This is a genomic window from Aeromonas sp. Y318-1 (assembly GCF_027706125.1).
Lineage (GTDB): Bacteria > Pseudomonadota > Gammaproteobacteria > Enterobacterales > Aeromonadaceae > Aeromonas > Aeromonas hydrophila.
This window is the reverse complement of sequence record NZ_JAPDCM010000006.1, coordinates 250,648-266,469: the sequence shown is the minus strand read 5'-3', so window position 1 is coordinate 266,469 and position 15,822 is coordinate 250,648. Positions and strand designations below refer to the sequence as shown.

19 protein-coding genes and 1 other annotated feature (1 of these 20 only partly in view) are annotated in these 15,822 nt (G+C 62.7%); all 19 genes read left to right on the top strand.

Annotated features, from left to right (window positions below):
- Positions 1 to 78, bottom strand: a sequence feature (Phe leader region); it reaches 57 nt to the left of the window's first position.
- 169 nt (positions 79 to 247) lie between these two features.
- Positions 248 to 847: an HAD family hydrolase gene (locus OKB87_RS11485; RefSeq protein WP_270827487.1), complete on the top strand. Its 600-nt coding sequence runs from the start codon at positions 248 to 250 to the stop codon at positions 845 to 847.
- 25 nt (positions 848 to 872) lie between these two features.
- Entirely contained in the window at positions 873 to 1,151 is a 279-nt protein-coding gene (locus OKB87_RS11480) for a DUF6482 family protein (RefSeq protein ID WP_011705022.1), read from the top strand.
- Positions 1,152 to 1,196: 45 nt separating this feature from the next.
- Entirely contained in the window at positions 1,197 to 2,069 is an 873-nt protein-coding gene (locus tag OKB87_RS11475; RefSeq protein ID WP_011705023.1) for a hypothetical protein, read from the top strand.
- A 95-nt stretch (positions 2,070 to 2,164) separates the two neighbouring features.
- Positions 2,165 to 2,713, top strand: a complete 549-nt coding sequence (locus OKB87_RS11470; RefSeq protein WP_016349812.1) for a DUF3157 family protein — start codon at positions 2,165 to 2,167, stop codon at positions 2,711 to 2,713.
- Positions 2,714 to 2,897: 184 nt separating this feature from the next.
- Positions 2,898 to 3,527, top strand: coding sequence for an outer membrane beta-barrel protein (locus OKB87_RS11465; protein ID WP_102989232.1), 630 nt, complete (start codon positions 2,898 to 2,900; stop codon positions 3,525 to 3,527).
- Between the two features lie 172 nt (positions 3,528 to 3,699).
- Entirely contained in the window at positions 3,700 to 4,644 is a 945-nt protein-coding gene (locus OKB87_RS11460; RefSeq protein WP_270827486.1) for a YbgA family protein, read from the top strand.
- 63 nt (positions 4,645 to 4,707) lie between these two features.
- Entirely contained in the window at positions 4,708 to 5,595 is an 888-nt protein-coding gene (locus OKB87_RS11455; protein WP_270827485.1) for a MerR family transcriptional regulator, read from the top strand.
- Complete coding sequence (gene phrB, locus OKB87_RS11450) at positions 5,592 to 7,013, top strand: deoxyribodipyrimidine photo-lyase (RefSeq protein ID WP_270827484.1); 1,422 nt, start codon at positions 5,592 to 5,594, stop codon at positions 7,011 to 7,013. Before OKB87_RS11455 ends, phrB begins: the two co-directional genes overlap by 4 nt.
- Position 7,014: 1 nt before the next feature.
- Positions 7,015 to 7,443: a nuclear transport factor 2 family protein gene (locus OKB87_RS11445; protein WP_270827483.1), complete on the top strand. Its 429-nt coding sequence runs from the start codon at positions 7,015 to 7,017 to the stop codon at positions 7,441 to 7,443.
- Positions 7,440 to 8,177 carry an SDR family NAD(P)-dependent oxidoreductase gene (locus OKB87_RS11440; protein WP_270827482.1) on the top strand — a complete coding sequence of 246 codons (738 nt, stop codon included), beginning with the start codon at positions 7,440 to 7,442 and terminating at the stop codon, positions 8,175 to 8,177. Before OKB87_RS11445 ends, OKB87_RS11440 begins: the two co-directional genes overlap by 4 nt.
- The gene (locus OKB87_RS11435; protein ID WP_270827481.1) at positions 8,174 to 9,433 is read left to right on the top strand and encodes an NAD(P)/FAD-dependent oxidoreductase; all 1,260 of its coding nucleotides are present in this window, start codon (positions 8,174 to 8,176) and stop codon (positions 9,431 to 9,433) included. The genes OKB87_RS11440 and OKB87_RS11435 overlap by 4 nt, the downstream gene beginning before the upstream one ends.
- Entirely contained in the window at positions 9,430 to 10,212 is a 783-nt protein-coding gene (locus OKB87_RS11430) for a DUF1365 domain-containing protein (protein ID WP_270827480.1), read from the top strand. The genes OKB87_RS11435 and OKB87_RS11430 overlap by 4 nt, the downstream gene beginning before the upstream one ends.
- Entirely contained in the window at positions 10,212 to 11,468 is a 1,257-nt protein-coding gene (locus OKB87_RS11425; protein ID WP_270827479.1) for an SAM-dependent methyltransferase, read from the top strand. Before OKB87_RS11430 ends, OKB87_RS11425 begins: the two co-directional genes overlap by 1 nt.
- 2 nt (positions 11,469 to 11,470) lie before the next feature.
- A complete protein-coding gene (locus OKB87_RS11420) occupies positions 11,471 to 11,950 on the top strand; it encodes a DUF2878 domain-containing protein (protein ID WP_270827477.1) in 480 nt (159 codons plus the stop codon).
- On the top strand, positions 11,947 to 12,165 hold the full coding sequence (locus OKB87_RS11415) for a TIGR02450 family Trp-rich protein (protein WP_270827476.1): 219 nt from the start codon (positions 11,947 to 11,949) through the stop codon (positions 12,163 to 12,165). Before OKB87_RS11420 ends, OKB87_RS11415 begins: the two co-directional genes overlap by 4 nt.
- The gene (locus OKB87_RS11410) at positions 12,122 to 12,673 is read left to right on the top strand and encodes a chalcone isomerase family protein (protein WP_270827475.1); all 552 of its coding nucleotides are present in this window, start codon (positions 12,122 to 12,124) and stop codon (positions 12,671 to 12,673) included. The genes OKB87_RS11415 and OKB87_RS11410 overlap by 44 nt, the downstream gene beginning before the upstream one ends.
- Positions 12,673 to 13,230, top strand: a complete 558-nt coding sequence (locus tag OKB87_RS11405; protein WP_270827473.1) for a DUF3833 domain-containing protein — start codon at positions 12,673 to 12,675, stop codon at positions 13,228 to 13,230. Before OKB87_RS11410 ends, OKB87_RS11405 begins: the two co-directional genes overlap by 1 nt.
- Positions 13,231 to 13,354: 124 nt before the next feature.
- Positions 13,355 to 13,822, top strand: a complete 468-nt coding sequence (locus OKB87_RS11400) for a Dps family protein (protein ID WP_011705037.1) — start codon at positions 13,355 to 13,357, stop codon at positions 13,820 to 13,822.
- Between the two features lie 287 nt (positions 13,823 to 14,109).
- Positions 14,110 to 15,759 carry a hydroxylamine reductase gene (gene hcp, locus OKB87_RS11395; RefSeq protein ID WP_270827520.1) on the top strand — a complete coding sequence of 550 codons (1,650 nt, stop codon included), beginning with the start codon at positions 14,110 to 14,112 and terminating at the stop codon, positions 15,757 to 15,759.
- Positions 15,760 to 15,822 lie beyond the last annotated feature (63 nt).

Sequence of the window (15,822 nt, the reverse complement as noted above, 5' to 3'; positions counted from 1 at the left end):
TGCTTCACGTGACGACGGGCCTTCCCTCATGAGGGCCGGATAAACGAGAAAGCAAAAAAGAATGGTGCGTGCATGAGTGTGTCCTTGAGGTAACGCCATAACCATTAAGGGATTTGACCGTGCGATGCAAGTAAAACTTGCCCGGGGGAGGCGAACGGGGCAGGGTAGGGGCGTGAGCCTGCGGGGGAAAAACCGGGTAAAACGGACCCGTTTGCTGTCGTAATGATGCAGATAGCTGGAGGTGAAGATGGCGATTATTTTCGATCTGGGACGGGTGGTGGTGAGCTGGGATCCGGTCGGTATCGTGCGCTCGGTGCGCGGGGCGCAGGGAGCGGAGCAGCTGGCGGAGCGGCTGTTCAACCACCCGGACTGGCTGGAGGTGGACCGCGGTACCCTGTCACTGCACACCATGGCCCGCCAGGCCGAGCATCGCACCGGGCTGAGTGCCGCCGAAAACCTAGCGATTTTGCAGGCGGTGCCCGCCTCGCTGGTGCCGGATCCCGCTATGCTGAGCCTGATAGAGAGCCTGCATGGGGCGGGTCATACCCTCTACGCACTCTCCAACATGGGGCATGCCAGCATCGACTGGCTGGAGCAGCATCAGCCCTTCTGGCGTTTCTTCAGTGGCAAGGTGGTGTCGGCAAGGGTACGGATGATGAAGCCGGAGCCAGATATCTATCGCTATCTGCTGGTGTCGTTCGACTTGCAGGCCGAGCAGTGCCTGTTCATCGATGACAGCCCGGCCAACGTGGCTGCCGCACAGGCATTGGGGATCGGCGGCCTGGTGTTTACCGATGCATACAGTTGTCGCCAGCAACTGGTGGCGCAGGGTTACCTGCCCGTCTGAATGGCAGGATGTAGAGGGAGAGGGTATGGAGCATGGCCGGTTTCGCAATTGGCTCAGTCACTATCCGGACGCGGGGCTGCTGATCGCCTGTCTGGATGGCAGCGGGTATCAGCTCTGCGTCGAGGCCGACGGCGAGATGCAGTGTCTCACCGACAGCGGAGGGGGCCGGCTGACCTTTGCCTCCCTTGAGCAGGCCGAGGGATTTCTGCGCATGCATCAGGTTCATCAGGCGAAACTTCGGATTTATGATGCTCAGCTGGATGAAAATGAAACTAATTGGCATGAAATTATCATTAAATTCTGATTTATCCCTGCCCTTTAAGGGTTTATTCAGGATTGTTGCAGCACAATGGCGCCCAATTCATCATCCGGTGCCGTCGTTATGGATGCCAATATCGTTGTGCTGAATCGGGGATACGATCAGACCTTTCAGACCAGGGAACAGTCACTTATCGAGACCCTGGCTGGTTACGGCGAACTGGCGGTCTCCTTCTCCGGTCGACTGGAATCCTGCTACAGCATGGATCTGTGCCGCGCCAGCGGTATCCGGATCCGGGCCATCACCCTGGACAGCCCGACCCGCAGCCGCAAGGAGGTGGCGCGCGCCAAGCGCTACTGCCAGCGTTACGGCATCGAACAGCGGGTCATCAAAACCGATGAGATGATCTTCTGCGATCACCTGCGCCACCTCAACGAGGTGATCGACCCGGTGCGCTACATCTGCCACCTCACCGCGCTGGAAACCGACTGGAGTCACCTGCCCATGCTGCTGCCGGCGCCGGTGGAGGAGCTGCAGGAGTACCTGCGTCGTTTCGGCAGCCTGCCGACCAATACCCTCTGGCTGTTCGCCAAGCAGGGCATGACCCACAGGGACTTTCGCTACGGCTTCAACAAGCGCCAGCTTGGGCGCTGGGGCAAGAGTGCCCACGGCTGCCTGAGCTACCGTTTCTCCGACCCCGAGCTGGTGGAGCGCCGTCATCTGCGGATGGTGGACATGGCAGAGCAGATGCTGGCCGACATGGGGCTGGAGGAGGCTCAGGTGTTTTTTCATACCCTGGCCGATCGGGCCACCACCCTGGCCCGGGTGCGGGTGCCGGCCCGGCTGCGGGCCCAGGCCTTCGATCTGCAGCCGGATATCCTCACCGCCCTCAAGAGCACGGCCTTCGATCTGGTGACGCTGGACATGGCGGCGGAAGAGGAGCGGCAGGAGCTGGTGGTCTAGGCAACCGAGGGCAGGAACGTGAGAGCGGTCATAGGCAAGCCGGGACGGACTCTTTATACTGACGCCCTTTTCCATCGACGCCGAGTCATCACCCTATGAAACCCTTGTCCCGTCTGCTGGTTGCCCTCTGCCTCTCGCCCCTGCTGGTGCAGGCCGCTCCGCTCACCCAGGTGACCCTGCCTGATGGCCGCCAGGTACAGCTCAACGATGACTTCACCTGGGAGTACCTGCTGCTCAAACCTGCCGCCGACGGCAGTGCGGTGCAGGGCACGGTGGCCGTGCCGGTGCTGACCGAGCAGGCGATGAGCAACCCCGAGCTGCTGGCTCAGGCCGTCAAGGACGGGATCGGCGTCAAGCTGGCCAAGGTGGAGGGCTCGGATCCTCTGCAACTGCAATTCATGGTGAGCAACACTGGCACCCGCAACGTGGTGCGGGTGCGTGGCAGCGTCACCCTGTTCAGCGAGCAGGGGGCCCAGCTGGTCAAGCAGGAGGCCCGCTTCTGGGTCGGCGAGAACCGCCTGCCGGAGTCCTATCTGCGCAAGGGACAGCAGCGCCCCTCCATGGTGCTGGAGGTGCCGCGCCCGGCCGGCCTCACCGGCAAGCCCCTGGTGCGGGTCGAGATTGAGGAAGTGGAGTTCCGCTGATCCCTCATGCAACAGGCTCCTTCGTGGAGCCTGTCTTGATTGTTAACCCGGTAACCACCTGCAACAGTTGCTTACATCTGACATGATTTGGCAACAGCTTGCCGCTCGGCATTTCTCCCCGCCCTCTGCACAATGACCCCATTCCAGCTAGGTCCCAACTAGCTCAACCTGTGGAGTCATCAAAATGAAAAAAGTTGCACTTTCAGTTCTGGTTCTGGCCGGTTTCGCTTCAACTTCCGCTCTGGCTGAGGATGCCTTCAGCTACGCCAAAGGTGGCCTGACCTGGGCGCACACCAAGTCCGATTACATCGGCGGCAAGGATAGCAACAACCGCGACTTCGGCGGTCTGAACCTGGACCTCTCCAAGAGCTTCGGTTCCAACTTCTACGGTCGTCTGGGCAGCGAGTACACCTCCCGCAACGATGGCAACGACAGCATGGGCATCTCCAGCCTGGGTCTGGGTGTCTACACCCCGCTCAGCACAGGTCTGAACCTGTATGGAGAAGCGGGCCTGATGGGTTACACCATGGAACGTGAGCTCAAGTCCAGCGCCAAGAATAATGGCTGGGATGAGATCACCCGCAAGAGCAGCGGCAGCATGTACGGTGAGGCCGGCCTGCGCTACGACATCGGCGCGGTCGAGCTCTCCACCGGCTACCGCTACGCCAACATGACCGACGACATGCACGATTTCAAAGTGGGCGCCGCCTACAAGGTGAGCCAGAACCTGGCCCTCACCGCCGACTACACCTACCGCAAGTGGGACCTGCAACAGGGCTCCATCACCAGCCTGGGTGTGAAGTACAGCTTCTAATCATCCTTCCTGTAGTGTCTTCATTTTTACCCATGACTTCGGTCATGGGTTTTTTCATTTCCGGTTGATCCACCCTTCCCCCATGCGCCGTATCAGTCCGCAATAGTTATACAACTTCCATTTTTTTGTATAACTGCTATAACTGATTCGGACTTATACAAGGAGTGATGATATGTACAAGATCAAGGTTGGTATCAGCGCCTGCCTGCTGGGGCAGGAGGTACGGTTCGACGGGGGCCACAAGCGCTCCAGCTTCTGCGAACGGGATCTTGGTGCCCACTTTGACTATCACCCCGTCTGTCCCGAGATGGCCATTGGCCTGGGGGCGCCCCGCGCCGCCATCCGGCTGGTGAAGCGCCACGGCGAGATCCGCGCCGAGGCGAGCAACGGCAGCTTCGATGCCACCGACCAGCTCATCGCCTTCAGCGAGCAGAAGGCGCGCCAGCTCGACTTCATCTCCGGCTACATCCTCTGCGCCAAATCCCCTAGCTGCGGCATGGAGCGGGTGCGGATCTACGGCGCCAACAACGAGGGGAGTGCCAAGGAGGGGGTCGGCCTGTTTGCCAAGGCGTTGATGGAGGCCAATCCCCTGCTGCCGGTCGAAGAGGATGGCCGCCTGTGCGATCCCATCCTGCGGGAAAACTTCGTGCTGCGGGTCTTTGCCTACCACGACTGGCAGCAGCTCTGTGCACGCGGTATCACCGCCTCTGCGCTGATCCGCTTCCACTCCCGCTACAAGTATCTGGTGCTCTCTCACGCCACCACCCACTATCGGGCGCTCGGCAAGCTGCTCGGCAACCTGGCCAAGGCCGACCTGCAGCAGGTGGCCGACAGCTACATCAAGGGGTTGATGGCGGCGCTGACCCTGCGGGCCAACCGGCGCAGCCACACCAATGTGCTGATGCACCTGCAGGGCTACTTCAAGCGGGTGCTGACCCCGGCCCAGAAGCAGGAACTGTGCGACACCATCGACAAATACCGTACCGGCGTCTTTCCGCTGCTGGTGCCGCTCACCCTGATCCGCCATTACCTGCGCGAATACCCCAACCCCTATCTCGCCGAGCAGGTGTACCTCAATCCCCATCCCGACACGCTGAAACTGCGCTACGGGCTCTGAATACTCTGTGCAGGCCCCGGCGGATGGCCGGGGCCTCTCCCTCAACCTTTGCTGGATGCCGTTATGTCTGATTTACCGCACGCCGCTTCTCCTTCGCCGGAGGAGGGGATCTACCCCATTCGCGAGGTCTCCCGCCTCACTGGCGTCAACGCCGTGACCCTGCGCGCCTGGCAGCGCCGTTACGGGCTGGTGCAGCCGGCCCGCACCGAGAAGGGCCACCGCCTCTACAGCGAGCAGGACATTCGCCAGATTGGCGAGATCCTGAGCTGGCTGGAGCGGGGAGTGAGCATCGGGCAGGTGAAGGGGCTCCTGAGCGAACCCCAGGCCCAGCCGGTGAGCGATCACTGGCAGCAGACCCTGGAGCAGTTCAGTCAGGCGCTGCTCGCTTTCAACCAGCGCAAGGCGGAGGCCGAGCTGAACGACTTGCTGGCGAGCTACCCGTTCGAGCTGGTGCGCAGCCGGGTGCTGCAGCCGCTGGTGGAACGGTTGCTCGGGCTGTGGCGCGAGCGGCCCGATGGCGAGCTGCTGCAACAGGTGTGGCTGGGCTGGCTGCATACCCGCTTTGCCCGCCATCTCATCGAGCAGGAGAAGGGGGTACCGGTCACCTTGGCGAGCTGGGGACAAGTCGGCCCGCTCGATCTGGTCTGGGCCGCCTACGAGCTGATCGGTCAGGGCCATGAGGTGCAGCTGCTGGGGGCGGTGGAGCCCCGCTATGCCAGCCTGCTGGAGGGGCGTGCCGTCACCCCCTGGCTGGTGCTGCTGGGGGCCGGGCTTGGCAAGCAGGAGCTGGCTGCCGGCTGGCCCGCCGGTACCCGCTTCTTTGGTGAGCTGGGGCGCCTCTACGATGGCGAGTGGCTGCAAGCCCACGGCTGGCAAGCGAGCCTTGCCGAGGCGATGGCGGGCACGCCTGCGGCGGGTGGTGCCGGCGGACGCGGGAGGAAAAAATCATGAATCTGGTCTGGTTTCGCAATGATCTGCGCCTGGCCGACAACCCGGCGCTGCGGCATGCCTGCGCCGGTGATGAACCGGTGGCCGCGCTCTTTATCCTCTCCCCCACCCAGTGGCAGCAGCATAAACTGGCCCCCGTCCGTCAGCGCTTTGTGCTAGCCCAGGTTGAAGTGCTGGGCCGCGAGCTGGCGGCGCTCGGCATCCCGCTCCATCTGTTGCGAGTGGAGACTTTTGCCGAGGTGCCGGCGGCGCTGGCAGATCTTTGTCGCGAGCTGGGCGTAACCCAGCTCTACGCCAATCAGGCCATCGAGATCGATGAGCTGCGTCGGGATCAGGCCGTCAGCGCCGCGCTGGCGGAACAGGCGGTGGGTTGCCACTGGCTCAACGGCTGCTGCGTGCTACCGCCTGGGCGGGTGCTGACTGGCTCTGGCGAGATGTTCAAGGTTTTCACTCCCTTCAGCCGCGCCTGGCTCAAGGCCCTCGACGAGGATGGTTTCGTCATTCATCGCGCGCCCACTGCTCATGGTGAGCCGCTGCCGTGGCAGCCGCTGACGGAGCGGGACTTCGTTGATGCCGCCCTTGGCGAACTGACGGCAGACCCCCGCTGGCCGGTGGGGGAGGCCGAGGCCAGGCGCCGTCTGAATGATTTTCTGGAGCAGGCGGTGCTCGACTATGGCGAGACCCGCGATTTCCCTGCCATCGCGGGTACCTCCGTGCTCTCCCCCTATCTGGCGGCCGGCATCATCAGCCCGCGCCAGTGCGTGGCGGCGCTCCAGCAGCGGCTCGGCTACCGGCCACAGTCGAAGGCTCAACCCGGCTTTGTCTGGCTCAATGAGCTCATCTGGCGTGAGTTCTATCGCCACCTGCTGGTGCTGATCCCGACCCTCTCCATGAATCGGCCCTTCAAACAGGAGACGGCGGCCCTGCCGTGGAGCTGGGATCCGGATGCCTTCGCCGCTTGGTGCGAGGGACGCACCGGCTACCCCATCGTCGATGCGGCGATGCGCTGCCTCAACGCCACCGGCTGGATGCACAACCGGCTGCGGATGATAGTGGCGAGCTTTCTCACCAAGGATCTGCACATCCACTGGCGGCTCGGGGAGGATTACTTCATGAGCCGACTGATCGACGGCGATCTGGCGGCCAACAACGGCGGCTGGCAGTGGGCGGCGGGGACCGGCGCCGATGCGGCGCCCTATTTCCGGGTGTTCAACCCCACCACTCAGGGGCAACGGTTTGATCCGCAAGGGGAGTTCATTCGTACCTGGGTCTCTGAGCTGGCTGATCTGCCTGCCGCCTATCTGCACCAGCCCCACGACTGGTTGCGGCTCAAGGGGCGGCACGATTATCCGGCTCCCATGGTGGACCACGCCGTTGCCCGGGTGAGAGCTATCGAGATGTTTCGCGCCCTGGAGAAATAGCATGGATGAGTCGCTGGCCCGCTTTGTGGCCCTCTATCAGCAGCTAAGCAGAGACGAGCTGTACCGTTTGCCCGAGGTCTACGCAAACGAGGTGGTCTTTACCGATCCTGCTCACCGCATCGAGGGGCTGGCGGCGCTCACCGACTATTTTGCCGTCCTCTATCAGCGCCTGGCCTACTGCCGTTTCGTCATCACCAGCCAGCTGCTGCAGGGGCGTCAGGCCTGGCTTGGCTGGACCATGACCTTCTCTCATCCAAGGCTGCGTGGTGGTGCGCCGGTGACGGTGGAGGGGGCCACCCGCCTCGAGTTCGACGCGGCGGGCAAGGTGTGCCTGCATCGCGACTACTTCGATCTGGGCGCCATGCTCTACGAGCAGTTGCCGCTGATAGGCCCCCTGGTGCGCACCATCAAGGGGAGGCTGGGCGCATGAGCGGCGGCCGGGTGCTGATTACCGGTGCCACCTCCGGCATCGGCTTTCAGCTGGCGCTCGATTATCGGCGCGCTGGCTGGCAGGTGTGGGGTTGTGGTCGCGATGGCGAGCAGCTGCTGGCACTGGGGCGCCACGGCATCACGCCGCTGCAATTTGACGGGCGCGATGCCAGCGCCGTGAGCGAGGCGGCCGCCAGCTTGCCGCGGGTCGATCTGGTGATCCTCAATGCCGGCAACTGCGAGTATATGGATGTCACCGAGGGGTTTGACGGCGCCCTATTTGCTAGGGTCATCGAGACCAACCTCATCGCCACCGGTCATGCCCTGGCCGCCTTTTTGCCGCTGCTCGGGGCGGGCGGACGCCTTGCCATCGTCAGCTCGTCGGTGAGCTGGTTGCCGCTGCCCAGGGCCGAAGCCTATGGCGCCTCCAAGGCGGCCCTCGATTATCTGGCGGATACCCTGCGCCTCGATTTGGCCGGCAAAGGGATCGGCGTGACCCTGATCCGGCCCGGCTTTGTCCAGACCCCGCTCACCGCCAAAAATGATTTTCCCATGCCCTGTCTGGTGACGGTGGAAGAGGCCTCCCGCGCCATCATGGCGGGGCTCATTGCCGGTCGTCACCAGATCCACTTTCCCCGCCGTTTCATCTGGCTGCTGCGCCTGCTTGGTGCGCTGCCGGTGGGGCTCTGGCTGCGTCTTGGCCGCACACTCGTTTCGAAAGGACGCCCTTCATGAAGAAAAGGATCGCCATCGTCGGCTCCGGTATTTCAGGTCTGACCGCCGGTTTTCTGCTCCACAAGCTGCACGACATCACCCTGTTCGAGGCGGCGCCGACCCTGGGCGGCCACACCGCCACCGTCGACGTCCACCAGGCGGGGCGCAGCTATGCCATCGACACCGGCTTCATCGTCTTCAACGACCGCACCTACCCCAACTTCCTGAGGCTGCTGGAACGGATCGGGGTGGCGCGGCAGCCGGCCGAGATGAGCTTCTCGGTGAAAAGCCCGCAGGGGCTGGAGTACAACGGCCACAACCTGGATACCCTGTTTGCCCAGCGCAGCAACCTGCTGAGTCCCCGTTTCTACGGCTTCGTCGCCGAGATCCTGCGCTTCAACCGGGAGGCGCGGGCCTGGCTGGCGGATGGGCAGCATCAGGCAGAGGGCCCCGAGCTGACCCTGGGGGATTTTCTGCAGGTGGGGGAGTTTAGCGACTACTTTGCCCGCCACTACATCTTGCCGATGGGGGCCGCCATCTGGTCGTCAACGCTGGCCGATATGCGCGCCTTTCCGCTGGGCTTCTTCCTGCGCTTTTTTGCCAACCACGGCCTGCTCGAGGTGGCCAACCGGCCCCAGTGGTATGTGATCCCTGGCGGCTCACGGGAATATATCGGGCCGCTGACGGCCGGCTGGCAGGCTCACATTCGTCTGGCCTGCCCGGTGCAGGGGATCCGGCGCCAGGCGGGCGGGGTACTGATCCAGAGCAGCTACGGCGAGGAGCGGTTTGACGAGGTGATCCTCTCCTGTCACAGCGATCAGGCGCTGGCATTGCTGGCGGATCCGGGCGAGCGGGAGCAGGCCATTCTCGGCGCCATGCCCTATCAGGCCAACAACGTCTGGTTGCACACCGATGTGCGCTGCCTGCCGGTGCGCCGCAAGGCGTGGGCGAGCTGGAACTATCAGCTGGGCGAGGATGACGGGGCGCGGCCGCTGGTGAGCTACAACATGAACATACTGCAGGGGGTTAGCTCGCCGCAGCCCTTCTGCGTCAGCCTCAATCCCCTGGGCAAAGTAGACGAGAGCAAGGTGCTGCGCCGCTTCGTCTATCACCATCCGGTGTTCAATCAGGCCTCTATCGCCGCCCAGCAGCGGCGCGCCGAGATCTGCGGCCAGCAGCACACCCACTTCTGCGGCGCCTACTGGTACAACGGTTTTCATGAAGACGGGGTGCGCAGCGCCCTGGACGTGGCCAGACGGTTCGGGGCCGAGCTATGAAAGGTGCAGTCCTAGTAGGGCAAGAGGCGAGTGCCGAGGCCATGACCGGTACCCTCAGCGCCATCTGGCAGGGGTCGGTGCGCCACCGCCGCTTTGCACCGCGCGCCCACGCTTTCTCCTACAACCTCTTCATGCTTGGGCTGGATCTCGACGAGTTGGCCACGCTCGAGAAGGGGGGCTGGTTCGGGGTGGAGCGGGCAGGGCTGCTCTCGTTTCGTCGCGACGACTACCTGCGTGGCAGCGAGGGGCCGCTCAAGCAGGCGGTGTGGCAGAAGGTGAGTGAACTGGGTGGCGATGCCGAGCCCGAGGGGCGGGTGCTGCTGCTCGGCAACGTGCGCTGTCTGGGGTTCTATTTCAGCCCGGTCAACTTCTACTTCTGCTACCGGCAGGGCGAGGCGCGCTATCTGCTGGCGGAGGTGTCGAACACCCCCTGGAACGAGCGTCACTACTACCTGCTGGATCTTGCGGCGCTGGCCCCCCACGACAAGGATTTTCACGTCTCTCCTTTCATGGGGCTGGCGATGCGCTACCACTGGCGCATTCGTCCGCCCGCGCAGGAGACACTGATCCACATCGAGAGTCATCCCGTATCCGGGGAGGCCAAGCTGTTTGACGCCACCCTGGCGCTGCGCCGGGCGCCGCTGTCGCGCAAGGGGCTGGTGGCACTGCTGGCCCGCTGGCCCTGGATGACCATGAAGGTGCTGCTCGGGATCTACTGGCAGGCCCTGCGTCTTTTTATCAAACGAACACCCATTTTTAGCCATCCGGAGAGCCGCTAATGGAACTTGTGCAATCAACCCTCTCTGCCTCTTTCATCGACAAGGGGGCCAGGCAACTGCTGCTCAATCTGCTGGGGCGCCTCGAACACGGCCAGTTGCTGCTGCGGGATGGCGCTGAGCGTCACAGCTTTGGCGTGGCGGGCACCGACCTGCACGCCGAGCTGGTGGTGCAGGATCCGGCCTTCTATCGCCGCCTGCTGCTGGGGGGCAGCATTGCCGCCGGGGAAACCTGGGTGGAGGGGCTCTGGACCAGCCCGGATCCGGTGGCGCTGGTGCGCTTGCTGGCCCGCAATCTGGCGCTGCTCGACAGTCTGGAGCGGCGCCTCGGCTGGCTCAGCTTCCCGTTCAACAAGGTGCGCCACTGGCTTAACCGCAATACCCTGACCGGTTCGCGCTCCAACATCGCCGCCCACTACGATCTCGGCAACACCCTCTATCAGGGTTTTCTCGACAGCCATATGCAGTACTCGAGCGCCATCTATCCGAGCGCCGAGGCCAGCCTGGAAGAGGGGCAGCAGGCCAAGCTGCGTACCATCTGCGAGCGGCTGGCGCTGAAACCGGACGATCATCTGCTGGAGATAGGCACAGGCTGGGGTGGCCTCGCCGTCTATGCGGCCCGTCACTACGGCTGCCGGGTGACCACTACCACCATCTCCCGGGCCCAGCACGATTACGCCAAGGAATGGATTGCGCGGGAGGGGCTGGGGGATCGCATCACCTTGCTGCTGGAGGACTACCGCAAGCTGGAGGGCACTTACGACAAGCTGGTCTCCATCGAGATGATCGAAGCGGTGGGTCACGCCTTCCTGCCCGATTATTTCCGCCAGTTGTCGCGGCTGCTCAAGCCTGGTGGCCGCCTGCTCATTCAGGCCATTACCATCGCCGATCAGCGCCATGCCCAGTATCTGCGCGGGGTGGATTTCATCCAGCGCTACATCTTCCCCGGTGGCTGCTTGCCGAGCGTCTCCCAGATGGCGGGGCTGCTGGCGCGCGAGACCGACATGCAGCTGGTGCGGCTGCACGATCACGGCCACCACTACGCCCGCACGCTGGCTGATTGGTGCAAGCGCTTCCTGGCGCTGGCGCCCGAGCTGCCAGCCCTCGGCTACAGCCAGGATTTCATTCGGTTATGGCACTTCTACTTCGCCTACTGTGAAGGGGGGTTCTGGGAGCGCACCATCAGCCTGGTGCAGCTGGAAGCGGCCAAACCGGGCCCACTCGGCTGGAGTGGGGATCTGCCCGTCGGCGGGCACTGATCATGTGGCAGTGGGCCCATCTGCTGGGGCTTAACCTCTACTGGTTGCTGGCGGTGAAGTGGCAGCAGCCGGGCCCGCTGCTGGCACTGCTGCTGATTCATTTTCTCTGCTCCCCCCGCCGCTGGCACGACTGGCGGCTCATCCCGGTCGCTCTTGCCGGCAGCCTGCTTGATGCCTTGCTCTGGCAACTCGGGCTGTTTTATTTCAACACCGGTTTTCCGCTCTGGCTGGTGCTGCTCTGGTGCGGTTTTGCCCTGACCCTTTCCCACGGTCTGCGCTGGCTGCGGCCCTTGCCGCGCTGGCAGCAGGGGCTGTTCGGCATGGTTGGGGGGACCTCCTCCTATGTGGCGGGAGCCGCCATGGGGGCAGTACACTTACCTTGGGGCATCGGGATCAGTGCGGCACTGCTGGCGGTGATCTGGATGTGGTGGTTACCCGTACTCCTGTGGGTAACGGTCAAGCTGGAGGGTGAAGTGAGATGAACACCTTTTCGACCGACACCTTGTTGTTTTCCAAATGGACCAAAGAGAGCCGGCACGAGCTGACCGAGCGTTTCTATCTGGTGGTGGCCTGTCAGCGCGACGCGCAGGGGCAGCTGCAGCAGGTGGTGATGCAGGACATCAACACGCTGCTGGAACAGGAGATGGACTGGCATGAACTCGAAGATCCCGCCCATTGGCACATGGGGTGGAGTTAGCCTGCTGCTGGCAGGCTTGAGCCTACCACTGACCCCTTTCGCCCAGACTGGGCAAGCTCTGGTTACTCCCTGGCAGCAGTTGCAACCGGTCGGGCGCGGCGAGATGAGCTGGCTCTGGTTCAAGCTCTATGACGCCACCCTCTACAGCGAGAACGGCCGCTATCGGCCGGGTCACTATCCTCAGGCTCTCAGCCTCACCTACGCCAGAGCCATCGAACGGGACGATCTGTTGAGTGCCACCGCCGCCGAGTGGCAGCGACTGGGGCTGGGCAGCGAGCAGCAGCGCCAGGGCTGGCTTGGCCAGCTCGCCGCGCTCTGGCCCGATGTCCAGGCGGGTGACCGGCTTACCTTCTATGTCGACAGGGGTGGCACGGGCCATTTCTGGTGGCGGGACAAGCCGCTCGGCACCCTCGCCGATCAGCAATTTTCGGCGGCCTTTCTTGCCATCTGGCTGGCACAAGGGAGCCGCGATCCAGCGCTTACCCGCCGTCTGCGGGGAGAGCGCTGATGCAAAAGGGATTCATGAAATACATCCACGCCTGGCGCTACCTGCTGTTGTTGCCACTGTTGCTGCTGGCTGGTTGCGGCAGCAGTCTGGAGGATTATCGTGGTCAGGGCCCTGAGTGGGATCTCGCTCGCTTCTTCAATGGCAAGCTGACGGCGCACGGTCTGGTGACCGATCGCAGCGGTGAGGTGACCAGCCGTTTTCGGGTGGAGATGCGCGGGCACTGGCAGGGTGACAAAGGGGAGCTGTTCGAGCAGTTATATTTTGACGATGGGCGCCAGCAGACCCGCACCTGGTTTTTGAGCAAGGGGGCTAATGGTCACTGGCGCGGCACGGCGGCTGACGTGGTGGGGGAGGCGGTAGGCAAGACGGCAGGCTTTGCCCTCAACTGGCGCTATCAGCTCGATCTGGCGCTGCCTGACGGCAGCGTGGTGCGGGTGAGTTTCGATGACTGGATGTATCTGCTGGATGAAAATCGCCTGCTCAACCGGGCTGCCATCAGCAAGTTCGGCATCCAGCTGGGGGAGGTGCTTCTCTACATCGAGCGGCAGCCTGAATGAGCCGCCTCGCACGGCCGACAGCAGGGATGATAGCCGCACTCTATCAATCAGTTAGATCTTAACTATTACCTTTTGAGTCTGATGAGTTCTAAGATGACCAAGTCGTCAAATCTGGAGGTGAAACATGAAGAGTCCGATTGGTCTTGATACCGTTCAATCACAAGCGCTGGCCGCCGAGCTGAACAAGTTGCTGGCCAGCTACCAGATCCTTTACATGAACGTTCGCGGCTTCCACTGGAACATCCGCGGCAACCAGTTTTTCGAGCTGCACCTGAAGTTCGAAGAGATTTACAACGACCTGCTGCTGAAGGTCGATGCGCTGGCAGAGCGCATTCTGACGCTGGATGGCGTGCCGCTGCACAGCTTCAGCGACTACCTGAAAGTTTCCGCCATTCCCGAGCAGAAGGGGCTGCACGACGGTCGTGCCTGCGTCGAATCCCTGCTGGAGAGTTTCCGCGAACTGCTGGTGGCCCAGCGCCGCATCCTGGGGCAGGCCGCCGATGCCGGTGATGAAGGGACTGCGTCCATTCTCTCCGACTATGTGCAGCAGCAGGAGAAACTGGTCTGGATGCTGCGAGCTTATTTAGCCTGATAGCCAATCATGCCGGACGCTGCGAAGTATGCCGGCTTGATGAAGTGAAGGGCTGGATCTGCCAGACCAGACGCCAGTCCAACCCGTTCCATTATCGTGTTCTGTTGCAAACCTGAGTTGTCTCTCCTTTTATCCACCCGCTTGCCGCCCTGTTTGGGCGGCTTTTTTGTTTTTGATCTGCATCAATGAAAATTGAATTGGCAAATTGAATGCCTATTAAGTTTTGAGCCGTAGGAATAGAATCGCCACAAAACAAACAACTGAAATGTCCAATTAGGAGAGGCATGATGTTTTGTGTGCAATGTGAACAGACAATTCGTACCCCGGCAGGCAACGGCTGCGCCTATGCACAAGGTATGTGCGGCAAGACGGCTGAAACTTCTGATCTGCAGGATGTGCTGATCTATACCCTGCAGGGGCTCAGCGCCTGGGCGCTGGCCGCCCGCGAGCACGGCATCGTCGACAGCGAGATCGACGCCTTCGTGCCCAAGGCCTTCTTCGCCACCCTCACCAACGTCAACTTCGACTCCGCCCGCATCGTGGCCTATGTCAACCAGGCGCTGAGCTATCGTCAGCAACTGGCTGCCAAGCTGGCTCCGCTGGCGGTGCAGGCCGATCCACTGCCCGCTGCCGCCCGTTTCGAGCCGGGGGCCGATCTGCTGGCCCAGCTTGCCCAGGCGCCGCAGACCGCGGTCAACCGCGGCAAGAACGAGGTCAACGAAGACATCATGGGGCTGCGCCTGCTCTGCCTCTACGGCCTCAAGGGCGCCGCCGCCTACATGGAGCACGCCCGGGTGCTGGATCAGCAGGATGCCGGGGTCGCCGCCGAATTCCATCGCATCATGAGCTGGCTCGGCACGGATCCGAGCGATCTGGATCCGCTGTTCAAGTGCGCCATGGACATTGGCCTGCTCAACTTCAAGATCATGGAGATGCTGGATCTCGGTGAAACTACCGCCTTCGGCCATCCGGAGCCGACCCAGGTTCGCGTCACTCCGGTTCCGGGCAAGTGCATTCTGGTCTCCGGTCACGACATGGTGGATCTCAAGCTCATCCTGGAGCAGACCAAGGGCACCGGCATCAACGTCTACACCCATGGCGAGATGCTGCCGGCGCTGGCCTACCCCTTCTTCAAGCAGTACCCGCACCTGGTGGGCAACTATGGCTCCGCCTGGCAGAACCAGCAGAAGGAGTTTGCCAACTTCCCGGGCGCCGTGGTGATGACTTCCAACTGCATCATCGACCCGAACGTGGGCAACTACTCGGATCGCATCTTCACCCGCTCCATCGTCGGCTGGCCGGGTGTGACCCACCTGGAAGGGGAAGATTTCTCCGCCGTGATCGCCAAGGCGCAAGCGCTGGAAGGCTTCAAGCACGTTGAGCTGGAACACTTCATCACCATCGGCTTTGCCCGCAACGCCCTGATGCAGGCCGCCCCGGCGGTGATCGACAAGGTCAAGGCCGGCGAAATCAGCCACTTCTTCTTGGTCGGTGGTTGTGACGGTGACCGTGCCGAGCGCGCCTACTACACCGAGTTTGCCAAGGCGATCCCGCAGGACAGCCTGCTGCTGACCCTGGGTTGCGGCAAGTACAAGTTCAACAAGCTCGACTTCGGCGACATCGGCGGTATTCCCCGTCTGCTGGACGTGGGTCAGTGCAACGATGCCTACTCCGCCATCCAGCTGGCGCTGGCGCTCTCCGAGGCGTTCGAGTGCGGCGTCAACGATCTGCCGCTGACCCTGGTGCTCTCCTGGTTCGAGCAGAAGGCCATCGTGATCCTGCTCACCCTGCTGGCGCTGGGCGTGAAAGACATCCGTACCGGCCCGACCGCCCCGGCCTTCCTCACCCCGGCTCTGCTCAAGGTACTGGAAGAGCAATTTGGCCTGAAAGGAACCACCACGGCCGAAGCCGATCTCGCCGAGATCCTGGCGGCCTGAGCGGCGCCACATCCGCCTTACACGCTCAGCATGTTGTAAGCCTTTGGCGAGCCTGATGGCTCG

Excerpts from the sequence above, each read along its gene's own strand:
- OKB87_RS11485 (WP_270827487.1), top strand. The coding sequence starts at position 248 with ATGGCGATTATTTTCGATCTGGGACGGGTGGTGGTGAGCTGGGATCCG.
- OKB87_RS11480 (WP_011705022.1), top strand. The coding sequence starts at position 873 with ATGGAGCATGGCCGGTTTCGCAATTGGCTCAGTCACTATCCGGACGCG.
- OKB87_RS11475 (WP_011705023.1), top strand. The coding sequence starts at position 1,197 with ATGGCGCCCAATTCATCATCCGGTGCCGTCGTTATGGATGCCAATATC.
- OKB87_RS11470 (WP_016349812.1), top strand. The coding sequence starts at position 2,165 with ATGAAACCCTTGTCCCGTCTGCTGGTTGCCCTCTGCCTCTCGCCCCTG.
- OKB87_RS11465 (WP_102989232.1), top strand. The coding sequence starts at position 2,898 with ATGAAAAAAGTTGCACTTTCAGTTCTGGTTCTGGCCGGTTTCGCTTCA.
- OKB87_RS11460 (WP_270827486.1), top strand. The coding sequence starts at position 3,700 with ATGTACAAGATCAAGGTTGGTATCAGCGCCTGCCTGCTGGGGCAGGAG.
- OKB87_RS11455 (WP_270827485.1), top strand. The coding sequence starts at position 4,708 with ATGTCTGATTTACCGCACGCCGCTTCTCCTTCGCCGGAGGAGGGGATC.
- phrB (WP_270827484.1), top strand. The coding sequence starts at position 5,592 with ATGAATCTGGTCTGGTTTCGCAATGATCTGCGCCTGGCCGACAACCCG.
- OKB87_RS11445 (WP_270827483.1), top strand. The coding sequence starts at position 7,015 with ATGGATGAGTCGCTGGCCCGCTTTGTGGCCCTCTATCAGCAGCTAAGC.
- OKB87_RS11440 (WP_270827482.1), top strand. The coding sequence starts at position 7,440 with ATGAGCGGCGGCCGGGTGCTGATTACCGGTGCCACCTCCGGCATCGGC.
- OKB87_RS11435 (WP_270827481.1), top strand. The coding sequence starts at position 8,174 with ATGAAGAAAAGGATCGCCATCGTCGGCTCCGGTATTTCAGGTCTGACC.
- OKB87_RS11430 (WP_270827480.1), top strand. The coding sequence starts at position 9,430 with ATGAAAGGTGCAGTCCTAGTAGGGCAAGAGGCGAGTGCCGAGGCCATG.
- OKB87_RS11425 (WP_270827479.1), top strand. The coding sequence starts at position 10,212 with ATGGAACTTGTGCAATCAACCCTCTCTGCCTCTTTCATCGACAAGGGG.
- OKB87_RS11420 (WP_270827477.1), top strand. The coding sequence starts at position 11,471 with ATGTGGCAGTGGGCCCATCTGCTGGGGCTTAACCTCTACTGGTTGCTG.
- OKB87_RS11415 (WP_270827476.1), top strand. The coding sequence starts at position 11,947 with ATGAACACCTTTTCGACCGACACCTTGTTGTTTTCCAAATGGACCAAA.
- OKB87_RS11410 (WP_270827475.1), top strand. The coding sequence starts at position 12,122 with ATGAACTCGAAGATCCCGCCCATTGGCACATGGGGTGGAGTTAGCCTG.
- OKB87_RS11405 (WP_270827473.1), top strand. The coding sequence starts at position 12,673 with ATGCAAAAGGGATTCATGAAATACATCCACGCCTGGCGCTACCTGCTG.
- OKB87_RS11400 (WP_011705037.1), top strand. The coding sequence starts at position 13,355 with ATGAAGAGTCCGATTGGTCTTGATACCGTTCAATCACAAGCGCTGGCC.
- hcp (WP_270827520.1), top strand. The coding sequence starts at position 14,110 with ATGTTTTGTGTGCAATGTGAACAGACAATTCGTACCCCGGCAGGCAAC.